The sequence below is a fragment of the Pseudomonas helvetica genome (assembly GCF_039908645.1).
In the GTDB taxonomy this organism is placed as follows: Bacteria; Pseudomonadota; Gammaproteobacteria; order Pseudomonadales; family Pseudomonadaceae; genus Aquipseudomonas; species Aquipseudomonas helvetica.
On record NZ_CP150917.1, the window covers coordinates 4,047,512 to 4,061,719 of the forward strand.

16 protein-coding genes are annotated in these 14,208 nt (G+C 59.5%); 10 read left to right on the top strand and 6 right to left on the bottom strand.

Annotation, left to right across the window (positions count from 1 at the left end; all coding sequences use genetic code 11):
• Positions 1-68: 68 nt before the first annotated feature.
• A complete protein-coding gene (locus AABM55_RS18795) occupies positions 69-359 on the top strand; it encodes a type II toxin-antitoxin system RelB/DinJ family antitoxin (protein WP_054598088.1) in 291 nt (96 codons plus the stop codon).
• Positions 325-639 (top strand): type II toxin-antitoxin system YafQ family toxin, encoded by a 315-nt coding sequence (locus tag AABM55_RS18800; protein WP_347927291.1) that lies wholly within the window; start codon positions 325-327, stop codon positions 637-639. The genes AABM55_RS18795 and AABM55_RS18800 overlap by 35 nt, the downstream gene beginning before the upstream one ends.
• A gap of 92 nt (positions 640-731) precedes the next feature.
• Here the strand turns inward: AABM55_RS18800 and AABM55_RS18805 are convergent, their stop codons facing one another.
• Together AABM55_RS18805 and AABM55_RS18810 are read right to left on the bottom strand one after the other, a co-directional pair.
• Entirely contained in the window at positions 732-1,412 is a 681-nt protein-coding gene (locus AABM55_RS18805) for a GNAT family N-acetyltransferase (RefSeq protein WP_347927292.1), read from the bottom strand.
• Positions 1,413-1,417: 5 nt separating this feature from the next.
• Complete coding sequence (locus tag AABM55_RS18810) at positions 1,418-1,945, bottom strand: DUF3087 domain-containing protein (protein ID WP_347927293.1); 528 nt, start codon at positions 1,943-1,945, stop codon at positions 1,418-1,420.
• A 517-nt stretch (positions 1,946-2,462) separates the two neighbouring features.
• On the opposite strand from AABM55_RS18810, the gene AABM55_RS18815 reads away from it, so the two are divergent.
• The 4 genes from AABM55_RS18815 to argE all read left to right on the top strand — a co-directional run bounded on the left by AABM55_RS18815 (position 2,463) and on the right by argE (position 6,233).
• Positions 2,463-3,773, top strand: a complete 1,311-nt coding sequence (locus AABM55_RS18815; protein ID WP_347927294.1) for an NAD(P)/FAD-dependent oxidoreductase — start codon at positions 2,463-2,465, stop codon at positions 3,771-3,773.
• 55 nt (positions 3,774-3,828) lie between these two features.
• Positions 3,829-4,245, top strand: coding sequence for a RidA family protein (locus tag AABM55_RS18820; RefSeq protein ID WP_046027689.1), 417 nt, complete (start codon positions 3,829-3,831; stop codon positions 4,243-4,245).
• A gap of 165 nt (positions 4,246-4,410) precedes the next feature.
• Positions 4,411-5,088, top strand: a complete 678-nt coding sequence (locus AABM55_RS18825; protein ID WP_347927295.1) for a DUF1028 domain-containing protein — start codon at positions 4,411-4,413, stop codon at positions 5,086-5,088.
• Entirely contained in the window at positions 5,085-6,233 is a 1,149-nt protein-coding gene (gene argE, locus AABM55_RS18830; protein ID WP_347927296.1) for an acetylornithine deacetylase, read from the top strand. Before AABM55_RS18825 ends, argE begins: the two co-directional genes overlap by 4 nt.
• Positions 6,234-6,255: 22 nt before the next feature.
• Here the strand turns inward: argE and AABM55_RS18835 are convergent, their stop codons facing one another.
• The 3 genes from AABM55_RS18835 to AABM55_RS18845 all read right to left on the bottom strand — a co-directional run bounded on the left by AABM55_RS18835 (position 6,256) and on the right by AABM55_RS18845 (position 9,877).
• Positions 6,256-7,167, bottom strand: coding sequence for a LysR family transcriptional regulator (locus tag AABM55_RS18835; RefSeq protein WP_347927297.1), 912 nt, complete (start codon positions 7,165-7,167; stop codon positions 6,256-6,258).
• Between the two features lie 533 nt (positions 7,168-7,700).
• Complete coding sequence (locus tag AABM55_RS18840; protein WP_347927298.1) at positions 7,701-8,597, bottom strand: EamA family transporter; 897 nt, start codon at positions 8,595-8,597, stop codon at positions 7,701-7,703.
• Positions 8,594-9,877 (bottom strand): MFS transporter, encoded by a 1,284-nt coding sequence (locus AABM55_RS18845; RefSeq protein ID WP_347927299.1) that lies wholly within the window; start codon positions 9,875-9,877, stop codon positions 8,594-8,596. Before AABM55_RS18845 ends, AABM55_RS18840 begins: the two co-directional genes overlap by 4 nt.
• A gap of 137 nt (positions 9,878-10,014) precedes the next feature.
• Between AABM55_RS18845 and AABM55_RS18850 the strand changes: the two genes are divergently transcribed.
• The 3 genes from AABM55_RS18850 to AABM55_RS18860 all read left to right on the top strand — a co-directional run bounded on the left by AABM55_RS18850 (position 10,015) and on the right by AABM55_RS18860 (position 12,848).
• The gene (locus tag AABM55_RS18850) at positions 10,015-10,473 is read left to right on the top strand and encodes a helix-turn-helix domain-containing protein (protein ID WP_054598387.1); all 459 of its coding nucleotides are present in this window, start codon (positions 10,015-10,017) and stop codon (positions 10,471-10,473) included.
• Between the two features lie 182 nt (positions 10,474-10,655).
• On the top strand, positions 10,656-12,362 hold the full coding sequence (locus tag AABM55_RS18855; protein WP_347927300.1) for an amidase: 1,707 nt from the start codon (positions 10,656-10,658) through the stop codon (positions 12,360-12,362).
• A 93-nt stretch (positions 12,363-12,455) separates the two neighbouring features.
• Complete coding sequence (locus AABM55_RS18860; protein WP_347927301.1) at positions 12,456-12,848, top strand: VOC family protein; 393 nt, start codon at positions 12,456-12,458, stop codon at positions 12,846-12,848.
• A gap of 34 nt (positions 12,849-12,882) precedes the next feature.
• Here AABM55_RS18860 and AABM55_RS18865 read toward each other — a convergent pair whose 3' ends face one another.
• Positions 12,883-13,305, bottom strand: a complete 423-nt coding sequence (locus tag AABM55_RS18865) for an HD domain-containing protein (RefSeq protein ID WP_347927302.1) — start codon at positions 13,303-13,305, stop codon at positions 12,883-12,885.
• A 497-nt stretch (positions 13,306-13,802) separates the two neighbouring features.
• On the opposite strand from AABM55_RS18865, the gene AABM55_RS18870 reads away from it, so the two are divergent.
• Complete coding sequence (locus AABM55_RS18870; RefSeq protein ID WP_347927303.1) at positions 13,803-14,096, top strand: fructose-bisphosphate aldolase; 294 nt, start codon at positions 13,803-13,805, stop codon at positions 14,094-14,096.
• Positions 14,097-14,208 lie beyond the last annotated feature (112 nt).

The window sequence follows — 14,208 nt, forward strand, 5'->3', positions numbered from 1 at the left end:
GACCCCGCTCAACCACAATGCCCGAGGTAGCGCCAATGTAGCTACAAATAAACGATGAGGTCATTACCATGGGTGCATTGCTGAAAACTACCGACGTGCGTTGCCGCATTGATGAGGATCTGAAGGTGCGTGCCACTGAAGTCTTAAACGCTTGCGGGCTGAGCATCAGTGACGCCATGCGTCTTTTTCTCCGTCAGGTCGTTGCAACTCAGGGGCTTCCGTTTGAGGTGCGCGTCCCGTCGGAAAAAACTGCCCGCGCCATGATGGAAGCGCGAGGCATTCGCCAACAGTTCGACTCGATAGACGACATGCTGAGGGACACTGATGGCGAAACCGGAGAAAAAGCAAAAGCGCGCTGAACTGCCAAAGCAGTGTGCTCAAACATCGGAATTCAAGAAGTCCTGGGAGCGTTACAAGCGAGCCGGACGCCGTGATATGAATGAAGTCCGGCAGGTGATGGTCATGTTATTTCTGGGGGAGCAACTGCCGGTCGAGTACCTGGATCATGCTTTGACGGGTGATTGGAGTGGTTTTCGGGAGTGTCATATTGGGGGGGACTTCTTGATGATCTACGAGCACTCACATTCTGACTTGATTACATTTGTCGATCTCGGAAGTCATTGGGAACTCTTCAAGTAGGGTTCCGAACGCTAAATTCCAGCGTCCGAGCCTCTTACATCCGACTGTATACGACAGTACCCGTAAGAACTCGAAGTAGCGTGAACTGCCGCCTACCCAAGCCGCTCCTGCACAAAAGCCTTGGCTTTGGCCGTCATCTGGTCGAGATGCCGGTCGCGCTGTTTTTCGGCATCGAGCATCGCCCGCTTCCCGTGTCGTTGCAGCAGATACGTATGGATCTGCCGCACTTCTGTCGAGCGGTAGATCGGCGCTGTATCCAGCACCCCCATCAAACCGCCCGTGCTGTGATCACGGGTATTCATCAGCACCTGCGGCCCGCGCGCGCCCAGCACCTGAAAGCCCATCGCTTCGAAACAGGCAACCTTGCCGACCGCACACGCCAGCTCGGCATGCGGATAGCGGCTGAGCATTTCCTGGACCATCGCCCGTGCGACGCCCTGGTGTCGATGACTGGCTTGCACCGCCATATAGGCCACGCCGCACGCCTCGGGATCGTCCTTGACCGGCAGATACAGCAAAAAGCCGATGACCTTCGAAGGATCTTTATCATCCATCGCGACGATCAATTCGACAGCGATCCCTTTAGACCCGTCGAGCGCTTGCAGATAGAGATGAACCTCGTAGCCGATCGCATATTGATAGACGTTGAACAGGAGGTTGCTCGGCGCAATCGCCACCGTGCTGATATCGGTCAGATAGTCGACGACCATCTGCAGAATCTGGTCATTGATAGGCTCGGAGCACGGGGTTTCGAAGTGGGTGATCGTGAACATCGAACTCATGCCTCCTTCGCCTTTACTGCCGCCAGCCACTCAGGGTTCAACTGATTCTGCTCAGTGTCGATACCCAGCGCTTCCATGCTCGCCTTGTGCTGGTCGATCTCGCGAGTCATCTGGCTGAGGCTGCTGGTGTTGCCGTCCAGTTGGTGCATTTGCGTCAGCCCCAGGTGATAAAAGCGCAGCAGCTTGATTGCGCTCGGGTTACCGGCCTGCACCGCATCGGTGACCTTATGCATGACATTGGTGACGCTCATCAGGCTACGTTTGAGTTGCCACCCATACACCGCCGCCGCCATCCACGGCTGCGACCAGCCTTTGGTTTTCATCAGCGCCGCGCTAACGATGACAGCGGCAATGACGCCGCCCAGGTTGAAACGGAAGTTGTCGCCGCCGGGTTCGCCGAATAGCATGACGGCCAAGCCGGACAGCGTCATCGCCAGCAGAATGAAGGTCACGGCGATGATCACGGTACTGCGGCGCGTCTGCTGTCGATAGGTTTCGGGGTTCCACGGTTTGATCTCGAACATCACGGCAGGACTCTTTTGCTAAGTTGAAGACAGGATGCGCGGCATTATCGCCCGTAGAGCCCGATACAGACACGCTTAATCACCAGAAACACAACATCAGCCGTAACGCCCCCCCCCGTAGCAGCTGCCGAGCCTGCGAGGCTGCGTTCGGCTGCGAAGCAGTCGTAAAACCTGCGAGCACGGTCTTCCTGAAACACCGCGCCGCCTGACTCTACGACTGCTGCGCAGCCGAACGCCGGCTGCGCCAGCTGCTACGAAAAGCATGCGTCGCGGCAGAATTCTGTTAACGGGATAAAGGCGACAGATCTATTCAGGAAAGTACATGGGTTCGAAAAACCGACGATCTATAAAACAATGAGTGAGCCGCAACGTAGACGGGTTTAAAGGCTCTGCATCAGATATTTGTATTCAAATGCCAGCTTAATAATATTTTACCGATACCGGGGTGATCCCTAGTCTTGAGCCCAAGAAATGGCAGGTCGTAACCGACCCTAATCCAACTTCGAAGGGCATAGAGATGACCATTGAAATAATAAAAACAGACACGCTGATTGTCGGCGCGGGTCAGGCGGGTGTGGCCATGAGTGAGCACCTGAGCAAACTCGGCGTGCCGCACCTGGTGCTGGAGCGCAATCGTATCGCCGAGCGCTGGCGCACCGGGCGCTGGGATTCGCTGGTGGCCAATGGTCCGGTCTGGCACGACCGTTTTCCCGGACTTGAATTCGACGATCTCAGCCCGGATGGCTTTGCCCCGAAAGAGCGGGTAGCCGATTACTTCGAAGCCTATGCCAGGAAATTCAACGCGCCCATCCGCACCGGTGTCGAGGTGAAGAAGGTTGAACGCAATGTCGGTCGACCGGGTTTCACCATTGAAACCTCTGAAGGGGTGATCGAGGCCAACCGTGTGGTGGCCGCCACCGGGCCGTTCCAGCGTCCAGTCATCCCGCCGATCGCGCCGCAAGATCAGCCGTTCCTGCAGATCCACTCGGCCGACTACCGCAATCCAGCGCAACTGCCCGAGGGCGCTGTTCTGGTCGTCGGTGCCGGGTCGTCGGGGGTGCAGATCGCCGATGAATTGCAGCGCGCCGGCAAGCAGGTGTACCTCTCGGTCGGCGCGCACGACCGCCCTCCTCGCGCCTATCGCAACCGGGATTTCTGCTGGTGGCTGGGCGTGCTCGGCGAATGGGATCAAGCGGCCATGAAGCCCGGTCGCGAACACGTCACCATCGCCGTAAGCGGTGCGCATGGCGGCCGTACGGTGGACTTCCGCGGGCTGGCCCATCGCGGCATGACGCTCGTCGGCCTGACCCAATCGTTCAATGGCGCCGTGGCGACCTTCCAGCCCAATCTTGCCGACAACCTGGCCCGCGGCGACGAGAACTATCTGGCGCTGCTCAATGCCGCTGACGCGTACATCGAGCGCAATGGCCTGGACCTGCCGGAAGAACCTGAAGCCCGCACTACCTTCGCGGATCCTGCGTGCGTGACCCATCCGATTCTCGAGCTCGACCTGGCCAAGGCCGGCGTGACCTCGATCATCTGGGCCACCGGGTTTGCCACGGACTACAGCTGGTTGAAGGTCGACGCCTTCGACGACAACGGCAAACCGCAGCATCAGCGTGGCGTGTCGAGCGAGCCGGGTGTGTATTTCCTCGGTCTGCCGTGGCAGTCGCGTCGCGGCTCGTCGTTCATCTGGGGTGTTTGGCACGACGCCAAGTACGTGGCGGATCACATCGCCATTCAGCGTTCGTACCTCGACTACCGCGATGCCGGGCAGCGTCAGGCTGAAGCCGCCCCGGCCGTCCATAAAACACCTGTCAGTGCTTGATATCCGCGCCGGCGCTTGAACAGCGCCGGGCCGAATTTTTCTTGAGGAGCTTCCGATGTCCACGCCAACCCATACCCGCATTCGCATGTTCAACACCAAGGAAACCTACCCGAACCAGAGCCTGGACAATGACCTGTGCCAGGCGGTCCGGGCCGGCAACACCGTATATGTTCGCGGCCAGGTCGGTACCGATTTTGAAGGCAACCTCGTCGGTCTTGGTGACCCGCGTGCGCAAGCCGAACAAGCCATGCGCAACGTCAAGCAATTGCTGGAAGAAGCCGGCAGCGACCTCAGCCACATCGTCAAAACCACCACCTACCTGATCGATCCGCGTTACCGCGAGCCGGTCTATCAGGAAGTTGGCAAGTGGCTCAAAGGGGTGTTTCCGATTTCGACCGGGTTGGTGGTTTCGGCACTGGGGCAGCCGCAGTGGCTGATGGAGATTGATGTGATTGCGGTGATTCCTGAGTAAGCAGGTTTACCGAGGCGCGGCCTTCGCGAGCAAGCTTTGCTCCTACAGTGGATCTTCAGTTGCCACACATTTGTGCACGACGACCATCCCCTGTAGGAGCAAAGCTTGCTCGCGATGAGGCCCGCACAGACGACACTTTCGCCAAGGCTAACCAAGGAGCAAACCATGACCTTTTCCATCGCCGCACGTTGCCCCGAAACCGGTCAATTGGGCATCGCGATCAGTTCCTCGAGCATCGCTGTCGGCGCACGCTGCCCTTGGCTGCTGCCAGGTGTGGGCGCGGTCTCCACGCAAAACATCACTTTGCCGTCACTCGGCCCGGAAGTCCTCACCGTCATGGAACAAGGCCTTGCGCCCTCGGCTGCATTCGACAAGGTGTTGACCCGCAACGGCTACAGCCAATATCGGCAAATTACCGCGATTGACCACCTCGGCCAGACCGCACACTTCAGCGGCGCGCAAACCCTGGGCACCCACAACGCGGTGTCGGGCGAACAATGCGTGGCTGCCGGCAACATGCTGGCGGACCGTGGGGTGATCGAGGCCATGGTCAAGGCCTTCGAGCACGGCGAAGGTCAACTGGCCGACCGCTTGCTGGCGGCGCTGAAAGCCGCTGTGGCGGCGGGTGGCGAAGCCGGGCCCGTGCATTCGGCGGCGGTCGTCGTGGTCGGCGAGCTGACCTGGCCGATTATCAACCTGCGGGTCGATTGGGCTGATCACGACCCGATAGGCGAACTGGAGAAATTGTGGGACGCCTATCGGCCACAGGTTCAGGATTACATCGACCGCGCCCTGGCCCCCGACAAGTCGCCTGGTTACGGCGTGGCGGGAGACGACCGATGAGCAACAGTGTCGATTTGCTCAAGCAACTGGTGGCCTTCGACACCACGAGCCGCGAATCAAACCTGCACCTCATCGACTTTGTCCGCGACTACCTCGAACGCTTCGACGTGCCTTGCGAACGGGTCTACAACGAGCAGCGCAGCAAGGCCAATCTGTTCGCAACCATCGGCCCGGCAGATCGGCCGGGCATCGTGCTGTCGGGGCACACCGATGTGGTGCCCGTCGACGGCCAGCCGTGGACCGTTGCGCCGTTCCAGCTCAGCGAGCGCGACGGCAAGTTGTACGGTCGCGGCACCGCCGACATGAAAGGCTACATCGCCTGTATTCTCGCCCTGGTCCCGTCCTTGGTGAACGCCCCGCTACGGCGGCCGGTGCATATCGCGCTGTCGTACGATGAAGAAGTCGGCTGCCTTGGGGTCCGCTCGCTGCTCAAAGCCCTCGAACAGCGCCCGGTCAAACCGATGCTCTGCATCATTGGCGAGCCGACCGAACTCAAACCGGTGCTGGGTCACAAGGGCAAACTGGCGATGCGTTGCGACATTCATGGTGAGGCCTGCCATTCGGCGTACGCCCCGCTCGGGGTCAACGCGATTGAATACGCCGCCGAACTGATCGGTGAACTGGGGCGGATCGGCCACCGGCTCAAAGCGCCAGAGCATCACGATACCCGTTTCGACCCGCCGTTCAGCACGGTGCAAACCGGCGTGATTTCCGGCGGCAAAGCCTTGAACATCGTCCCGGCGGATTGCCGCTTCGATTTTGAAATCCGCGCCCTGCCCTCACAAGACCCCAGCGTGGTGGCGCAGGAACTGCAGACCTACGCTGAACAACAGGTATTACCGCGCATGCGCGCGGTGAGCGATCAGAGCGACATCCGCTTCAGTGAGTTGTCGGCGTACCCCGGTTTGGCGACTGATGCGCACAGCGAAGCGGCTGAGTTGATCGCTGCATTTTCCGGCTCGCGGGAGTTCGGGACGGTAGCGTTCGGCACCGAGGGCGGGCTGTTTGACGCAGCGGGGATTCCAACGGTGGTCTGCGGTCCTGGCAGCATGGATCAGGGCCACAAACCGGACGAGTTTGTCAGCCTCGATCAATTGAAGGGCTGCGACGCCATGCTGCAACGGATGCTGTCATCGATCTGCTGAGTCGCAATGATTGGCCCGACGCTCAGCTACAAAGTCGGGCCAGTTCTTCCTGGCAATAATCCACGAACAGCTGCACCGGTTTGGTCAGTTGCGTGCGACGCAACCACGCCGCCGATAAACCCGAGCCGGTGACCGTTTCAGCCAGCGGGACACACACGACTTTTTGCCCGTCATAGGTGTAGTCCGAAAACGGCTTGGTCACCAGAATCGAAAAGCCGAAACCGCGCCCCACCATTCCGCGCACCATCTCGATCGACGGCGAGCTGAAGACAATGTGCGGCCTCAACCCGAGCTCTTCAAAAACGCTCACGAAGTAGGTCCGGCTCGGCACCACGTCGAGCAAAATCATCGGCTCCAGTACCAGCTCATGCAGCGAGACTTTCGCCTGTTGCGCAAACCGGTGATCGGCCGGCAGCAAGGCATAGGGTTGCTGCGGCGGCATCAGCGGCACGGTCTCAATCGTGCTGTCCAGATCGTGTTCGAAGAGCATCGCCAGATCAATGCTGCCGGCGGTCAGTGCCTGCACCAACTCCTGCTGCTCGCCATCGCGAATACGGATCTCCACACCCGGCCAGCGCTCTTTGAAGCCGGCGATCAAGCGTGGCAGGTACAGCGGCGCCACCGTTTCAAAACAGCCAATATCGATCTGCCCCGCCACCATGTCATTGTCCGCCAGCGCGTTCTGTTCGAACTCGTGAGCCACCCGCAGCAGCTCAACCGCTTTGCGGTAAAAACGCGAGCCACTCGGCGTCAGCGAAACACCCTGCGCGTGATGCCGGATAAACAGCTGAACACCAAAGCTGTCTTCCAGGTGCTTGATGGCGGTCGACACCGACGGTTGGGCGATATAGAGCTTGCGAGAGGCTTCAGCCACGCTGCCGCAATCGGCGGTGGTGACGAAATACCTGAGCTGGCGCAGGTTGTAAGCAGCCATGCGGACCTCCAGAAAATAGCAATGCGTAGCGCTTTTGTGGCGAGGGAGCTTGCTCCCGCCCGACCGGGCTGGCGCACCAGGGCGCAGCACTCGCAAATCAGCAGTTTTTGACGAAGTTTTGGGGCCGCTACGCAGCCCAGCGGGAGCAAGCTCCCTCGCCACAGCAGCGTTCGATCTGGTGATTCTTTGGATGCACGATCACGCTTGAACATACCGGAGGCGGAAAAACCGCGGGCACTATTTTTTAAGGTTTGGAGCAACAAACTTAATCATTTATCTATCCCGATGCATTGCACATGATCACTCCAACAAGAAAAGCGTCGCTTGCGCGGCGCTCACTGAAGTACGTCCACGTACTCACTTTGCCTTGGAGTCCGTCATGGTCACCGGCACCCTGGGTGTGCAACTGTTTCACCTGAACCTCCCAGCACCGGACTCGCCGTTCCCTGCCCGGTGTGCACTTCAATTTCGTTTGACCAGGTCGAGTTCGTCGACGAAGACGTAGTCGTCGAGGCTTTCGCGAAGCAGTTACATCACGATGGGCATCGGTCAGAACGCTTGAGCACCGCACTGAGGACGCGCTGTCCGTATAAGCCGACGCCAAGACCCGACACGATGAGAACGACTGCAACGACTTTGTTGACTGACAGGCTCTCATTGAAAATTGTGACTGAGCCGAGCAGTCCGAATACCGGCACCAATAACGACAATGGAGCGACTGTAGACACGGGATATCGTTTCAGAAGTGAATTCCACACCCAGTAGCCGAATAGTGTATTGGGGTAGACCTGGAACAGGATCGACAGGACAGCGCGGTAGTCGAGTTGACTCACCAATGCGCTGTAACCCGTTGAGCCGTTGACAGCGTAATCCAGCGAGAAAAGAGGGATGGGCGAAAACGCGCTGGACCACACCAGGAAAGCGAAGACCTGGGTGGTCTTCGCTTTTTTGTTGATCACGTTGGCGACACTCCAGGCGACCGCTCCCAGCAGCACCAACAGCAGCCCGGCCGTCGTGACTGTCCCATCAACAATCGAGATGATGCTCAACAAGCCACAGGAGGCGATACCTATACCCGCCAGTTGGTAGCGGGAAATCGCTTCCTTGAATATCCATGAACCCAGCAGGAGGGTGAAAAATGCGCTGAACTGAAGCACCAGCGAAGCGATGCCTGCTGAAAGACCAGACTGGATGCCAAGGTTAACGACGCCCCAAAGTCCGATACCGAAGACCAGACCGTAACCCATGATGTAGCGCCACTGCACATCAGGTTTCGGAATGAAAAAGATCGCTGGAAGTGCGCAAAGCGTGAAGCGAATGCCAGCAAGGATCAGCGGGTCAACGCTGGTGAGGCCCAGTTTGATAACCGAGAAATTCACGCCCCATATGGCCGTAATCGAAATGGCGAGTAGCAGGTGCCTGGCTTTCATGCTGATCGTCCTTGATGGGTCGTTGAAGAATTAAACGTGAGAATCCACAGCAGCAAGGCAGCAGCGCTGATCAAGGCGCCCAGCAGGCTTACTGCCATCCAGCCCCAGAGCGCATAAACCTGGGTCGCGGCTACCGCTCCCAGCGCGCTACCGACCGAGTAGAAGCACATGTATGCGCCGACCATGCGACTGTGGGCGTCGGGTCGTGCAGCAAAAATGAGGCTCTGGTTGGTGACGTGTACCGCTTGCACCGCGAAGTCGAGCAGGACTACGCCGCAGACCAGCGCGATCAGGGACGTCTCGGCAAACGTGATGGGTAACCAGGACAGCGTCAGGAGCCCCAGCGAAATGCCGGTCACTCGTTGCCCCAGGCCTTGATCGGCCCAGCGACCAGCTCTACTGGCAGCAAGGGCACCGGCGACGCCGGCCAAGCCAAACAGGCCGATGGCAGTGTGTGAAAGCGACAGCGGCGGAGCGCTCAACGGCAGCACCATGGATGTCCACAGCACAGAAAAAGCGGCAAAGATCAGTAAGGCCAGAAGGCCCCTGGCGCGTAAAGTGCGTTCGGTAATGAACAGTTTGAAGAGTGAATTTATGAGCGCCAGGTAGGAGTCTTGATGCCTTGGCGGCGCCGTGGCAGGAACCACTTTCCACAGCACCGCCGCGATGGTCAGCATCAATCCTGAAGACACGAAGTAAACGGCGCGCCAGCCGGCGAAGTCCGCAATCAGGCCAGAGGTAAACCGTGCCAGAAGAATGCCCAGGACAATTCCACTGGTTACCGTCCCCACTGCCTGCCCGCGTTGTGATGGCGTTGCCAACACGGCGGCGTATGCCACCAGTACTTGAACAACCACTGCCAGTAAGCCCATCACGATCATGGCGCTCAACAGGGCCAGCCATTGCTGTGCTGCGCCGACCGCCGCGAGTGCAACCGCAGACAGCAGGACCTGAGTCAGAATCAGCCGCTTACGGTTGACCCTATCGCCCAGTGGGACGATGAACAGCAACCCCAACGCGTAACCCACCTGAGTGGCCGTCACCACGACCCCGATCAATCCTGAGGTGACGCCCAGGCTCTCAGCCATTGAGGCGAGCAAAGGTTGGGCGAAGTAAACATTGGCGACTGCAAGTGCGCAGGTGACGGAAAACAATAAGGTGAGCGACGGGGAAAGCCCTGGAGACCGGTCGGTCCTGCTGCGTTCTCCGGTATCCGAATGCAGTAATCCCGAAGGCTGTCTGGAGAACCGTTTGGTGGCTGAGTCGGCATCTGCTGTCATGTACACCTCCATGGCGTTAAACTGGTTTCAATTCAGAACTAGATTCCATTGTTGCTGTATCAGGTTTTAAATTGCAACCACATTGCGCCAGGCTGGTGGACAGACTTGGCCACTCCACATTCCGCAAGGTCAAAAAAATGCTCGAAGATGCCTCACCACACAGCAGCGAATGCCCGGTCGCAAGAACACTGGAGGCCATCGGGGATCGTTGGTCGCTCATGATCATCCGCGACGCGTTTGACGACATTCGCCGATTCAGCGAATTTCAAAAGAGCTTGGGCGTGGCCAAGAATATTCTCGCATCGCGACTGAAGACGCTGGTTGAGGTCGGGGTTTTCGACGTTCGACCGGCGTCAGATGGCAGCGCCTACAAGGAGTACGTCCTTACGGAAAAAGGACGGGAGATCTTTCCAGTTGTGGTCAGCATGAGGCAGTGGGGCGAACGTTTCCTGTTCAAGCCGCAGGAGACGCGTTCTGTGCTGATAGACAACGAGTCCGGCGAGCCTCTGATGCCGATTGAAGTTCGCTCATCACGCGGTCAAAAGCTTGGACCGTCTGACTGCCACAGAGTGAGATTTGTTGGCGGCGAGTCGTGAATCGACAACAGACTTGCCTCGCCCCGGAATCTCCTGACTGACTGGCCTTACACGGTGCTGCGGTTTTTTTTCTGCTCTTTTTTGCCGGGCGTTTAATAGAATGCTCAGATTGAACGCCAAGACACCGGCGCGTACTACAGTGCCACGCCCCCCCCTATGAACACCCATTTTGAGAGAGCAGCATGATCGAGGTCACCGAGGTTCCCATTGCCCAACTGCGGGCGGCGCTCGAATCGGGCCAGACCACCGCGGTTGAACTGGTGCAGGCCTATCTCGCCCGAATCGATGCCTACGACGGCCCCGACACGCCCACCGCCCTTAACGCGGTGGTGGTGCGCAACCCCGAGGCGCTGAACGAGGCGCAGGCCTCCGATGCCCGCCGCGCCAAAGGCCAGACGCTGGGCCCACTCGATGGCATTCCCTACACGGCCAAGGACAGTTATCTGGTCAAGGGGCTGACCGCCGCGTCCGGAAGCCCGGCCTTCGCCAACCTGATTGCCTATCGCGATGCGTTCACCATCGAACGGCTGCGCGCGGCCGGCGCCATCTGCCTGGGCAAGACCAACATGCCGCCCATGGCCAACGGCGGCATGCAGCGCGGGGTCTACGGCCGGGCAGAAAGCCCGTACAACGCTGACTACCTCACCGCCCCTTTCGCCTCTGGCTCATCGAACGGCGCCGGTACTGCCACCGCCGCCAGTTTCGCGGCCTTCGGCCTCGCGGAAGAAACCTGGTCGAGCGGACGCGGCCCCGCCTCGAACAATGGCCTGTGCGCCTACACGCCGTCACGCGGGGTGATCTCGGTGCGCGGCAACTGGCCGTTGACGCCGACGATGGACGTGGTCGTGCCATTTGCCAGAACCATGGCCGACCTCCTCGAAGTGCTCGACGTGGTCGTGGCAGAAGACCCCGACACACGCGGCGACCTGTGGCGGATGCAACCCTGGGTGCCGATCCCGAGCGTCGCCTCGGTGCGCCCCATCTCCTATGTGGCGCTTGCCGCCAATCCCGATGCCCTCGCCGGAAAACGCTTCGGCATTCCGCGGATGTACATCAACGCCGATCCCGAAGCCGGCACCTCTGAAACGCCGGGAATCGGTGGCCCGACCGGGCAACGAATCAACACCCGCGCCTCGGTGATCGGGCTCTGGGAACAGGCTCGCCAGGCACTCGAAGCGGCTGGCGCCGAAGTGATCGACGTCGACTTCCCGCTGGTCTCCAATTGCGAAGGCGACCGCCCCGGTGCGCCGACCGTGTTCAATCGCGGCATCGTCTCCAAGGAGTTCCTCCACCATGAACTGTGGGACCTGACCGCGTGGGCGTTCGATGACTTCCTGCAGGCCAACGGCGATCCGACATTGAATCGCCTGGTCGACGTCAACGGACCGCTGATCTTCCCCCACGACCCCGGCACCCTGCCCAACCGCGAAGGCGACCTCGCCGCCGGCATGGACGAATACGTGCGAATGGCCGAGCGCGGCCTGACGCCGTGGGACCAGATCACCACCGTACCCGACGGCCTGCGAGGCCTTGAACAGACCCGTAAAATCGACCTCGAAGACTGGATGGACAAACTCGGCCTCGATGCCGTGCTGTTCCCGACCGTCGCCGACGTCGGCCCGGCGAATGCCGATGTCGACCCGACGTCGGCGGACATCGCCTGGAGCAACGGCATCTGGGTCGCCAACGGCAACCTCGCCATCCGCCACCTCGGCGTGCCCACGGTCACCGTACCGATGGGCGTCATGCCGGACATCGGCATGCCGGTCGGGCTGACCTTTGCCGGTCGTGCGTATGACGATTCGACGTTGTTGCGCTTAGCTTCGGCGTTCGAGGCGACGGGGACGAAGCGGCTGATTCCGCCAAGGACTCCGGTGTTGCGCAAGTAAATGGCTCTGTAGCGGAATGACAGGCGGATGCGATGTTGCGTCCGCCTTCTGCTGGATTTACCACCCCAATGTCACAACAAGGAATGTTTGCACATGAAATTCGGCTACATGATCATCTACGTCCCGGACGTTGCAGCCTCACTCCAGTTCTTCTCATCCGCCTTCGGGATTGCCACCCGCTTCCTCCACGAATCCGCCACCTACGGCGAACTCGACACCGGCGAAACCACCCTGGCATTCGCCGCCGACGAACTCGCGGCGATGAACTTCAGCACCGGCCACCTCTCGGCCCACGCCTCCCCCAAACCACTGGGCATCGAAGTGGGCCTGGTGACCGACGACGTCCCCGCCGCCCATGCCAAAGCGCTACACGCCGGCGCCACTGAAATAGCCGCCCCCCTCATCAAACCCTGGGGGCAAACCGTCTCCTACGTTCGCTGCCCGGACGGGACATTGGTGGAGCTTTGCACGCCTGTGCAGGCGTGAGCGATAGCTGGGGTCTAAATGCCGAGTTGGCAGGCTACGAACGCAGCCTGCCAATCGCCCGCCGATACTTTTCAATTCGCTCCAGATCTTCCCAGGACGGCTGTGCGATTCGGGACACGTCGCTGTTCTCTTCAAGGTCAGCCAGCTTGACCACACGGCCTATCGGGTTCTGCGCCGCTCGTTCGACGAACAGCTCGTAGGACTCTCCCGGCAGCTTGGTGACAGACTCAATGGCCGCCAATACCGTTTCGCTGAAGCCTTCTTGACGCAGATCATCAAGGCTGATGCCAGAGTCCTCGACCACGTCATGCAGAACCGCCACGATCCGCTCTTCCAGGGTGTCGACCCTCAGCATCACTTTCAGCGGGTGCAGGATGTACGGCGCACCGCCCTTGTCGACCTGCCCTTCGTGAGCGGCAGCAGCAATGGCGATGGCACGTTCCAGTGTTTGAGTCATCTCGATTTTCCTTGGCTACAAAGCCGTAGCGGTTGCTCACGTTGATGCCGAGCTTGAGCCAACCCGCGACGGACTTCCACTCCCCCACACCCGGCGCTGCCGAAGGCTCGGGCCGCGTTCGGACAATCTTTTGATTTTCAGCTCCGAAACTCTTGTAGGAATCCACCCACCGTGGCGAGGGAGCTTGCTCCCGCTGGGTTGCGAAGCAGCCCCAAGCCCTACCTCCCAATTTCCTCAGACACCCCGCAACGCCCGGTTTACAGCAAATACACCGCCGAACATGGACAAAACACATCGCTACAATGGCCGCGCAGCGTCCTAAACCCCGGTTGCAACGCCAAAAACTGACGCCTATATTCGAACCGTCGCTGACAACTGTTAGCGACAGGGTTTCGCAGCCCTAAGAAGATGACACCAGTACCGTCAGACACGACACAGCGGGTTCCGCCTGTGAATTGGTTATGACGATTTTGATTTATCTTTTTAGGATTAAGGCAATGACAACTCAACACCCGCCCCACCGCTTCACCCCCATGTCCCAATTCGCCAGCGACTGCCCAGTCCTGCACATCGACAGCGACGTCCCGCTACGCGAACTCCACAACTGCGTCAGCGAACGCCTCAACGCCGTCCTCAAATACCTGAACCTCATGGCCTGCACCAGCCTCCCCGACTACGCCGAGAATGACATCAACACCGTCACCAACATCGCCCGGATCATGGTCCAGGATGTGGCTGATGTGTTTGGGGTGATTGAGCAGCGTGGGTTTGATATGTCTAAGGGGCAGTGACCCGCATTCAGCCGAAAAAAACCGCATTGCTGCGGTTTTTTAATGCCTGCCCTGAAACTGAAAAAAACAGCCCGCCGTTTCAATCCAACGACACAAGACCATGTAAACGCAC

Coding starts and splice junctions, on each gene's coding strand:
- AABM55_RS18840 (WP_347927298.1), bottom strand. CDS start 8,597: ATGAAAGCCAGGCACCTGCTACTCGCCATTTCGATTACGGCCATATGG.
- AABM55_RS18795 (WP_054598088.1), top strand. CDS start 69: ATGGGTGCATTGCTGAAAACTACCGACGTGCGTTGCCGCATTGATGAG.
- AABM55_RS18805 (WP_347927292.1), bottom strand. CDS start 1,412: ATGTTCACGATCACCCACTTCGAAACCCCGTGCTCCGAGCCTATCAAT.
- AABM55_RS18810 (WP_347927293.1), bottom strand. CDS start 1,945: ATGTTCGAGATCAAACCGTGGAACCCCGAAACCTATCGACAGCAGACG.
- AABM55_RS18860 (WP_347927301.1), top strand. CDS start 12,456: ATGAAATTCGGCTACATGATCATCTACGTCCCGGACGTTGCAGCCTCA.
- AABM55_RS18850 (WP_054598387.1), top strand. CDS start 10,015: ATGCTCGAAGATGCCTCACCACACAGCAGCGAATGCCCGGTCGCAAGA.
- AABM55_RS18820 (WP_046027689.1), top strand. CDS start 3,829: ATGTCCACGCCAACCCATACCCGCATTCGCATGTTCAACACCAAGGAA.
- AABM55_RS18865 (WP_347927302.1), bottom strand. CDS start 13,305: ATGACTCAAACACTGGAACGTGCCATCGCCATTGCTGCTGCCGCTCAC.
- AABM55_RS18870 (WP_347927303.1), top strand. CDS start 13,803: ATGACAACTCAACACCCGCCCCACCGCTTCACCCCCATGTCCCAATTC.
- AABM55_RS18800 (WP_347927291.1), top strand. CDS start 325: ATGGCGAAACCGGAGAAAAAGCAAAAGCGCGCTGAACTGCCAAAGCAG.
- AABM55_RS18815 (WP_347927294.1), top strand. CDS start 2,463: ATGACCATTGAAATAATAAAAACAGACACGCTGATTGTCGGCGCGGGT.
- AABM55_RS18845 (WP_347927299.1), bottom strand. CDS start 9,877: ATGACAGCAGATGCCGACTCAGCCACCAAACGGTTCTCCAGACAGCCT.
- AABM55_RS18855 (WP_347927300.1), top strand. CDS start 10,656: ATGATCGAGGTCACCGAGGTTCCCATTGCCCAACTGCGGGCGGCGCTC.
- AABM55_RS18835 (WP_347927297.1), bottom strand. CDS start 7,167: ATGGCTGCTTACAACCTGCGCCAGCTCAGGTATTTCGTCACCACCGCC.
- argE (WP_347927296.1), top strand. CDS start 5,085: ATGAGCAACAGTGTCGATTTGCTCAAGCAACTGGTGGCCTTCGACACC.
- AABM55_RS18825 (WP_347927295.1), top strand. CDS start 4,411: ATGACCTTTTCCATCGCCGCACGTTGCCCCGAAACCGGTCAATTGGGC.